The sequence below is a fragment of the Tamlana crocina genome (assembly GCF_012037625.1).
This window is the reverse complement of record NZ_JAAVJS010000475.1, coordinates 1-365: the sequence shown is the minus strand read 5'-3', so window position 1 is coordinate 365 and position 365 is coordinate 1. Positions and strand designations below refer to the sequence as shown.

Annotated in this window: 1 pseudogene; it reads left to right on the top strand. The window is 42.7% G+C overall.

Features of this window, described 5'->3' with window-relative positions:
- Nucleotides 1-135, top strand: a pseudogene (locus HC176_RS20150) (c-type cytochrome); the annotation flags it as partial.
- Between the last annotated feature and the right edge of the window lie 230 nt (nucleotides 136-365).

The following is a 365-nucleotide window of genomic DNA, read 5'->3' as shown; positions in this document are numbered from 1 at the left end:
ATGATCAAAGAAGATCCTATTGCTAAAAAACTTTTGATCGAATCCAACATGGCTGTTATGGCTAACCAGGGACTTTCTGAAGAAGAAGCCAGAGCGATCCTTGAGTATTTCAGGCAATTTGACCAGGAGAACTAGTACTAATCCCCTGCCCTACTTTACCTGCTTAATTACCGCTTAAGTTTAATCAAACCCTCTAATTATGACCACCAAACCAATTTTATTATTCTTTGCCCTGGGTGTTTTCACCCTGGCCATTACCGGCTGTAAGCAGGAAACTTCTGCTGAAAGTCCGTCAAATGAAGCTAGCTCCCCTGTTGCGACCGAAAATGTATCCAACAAAGGACAGGCTTACATCGATGACGAGA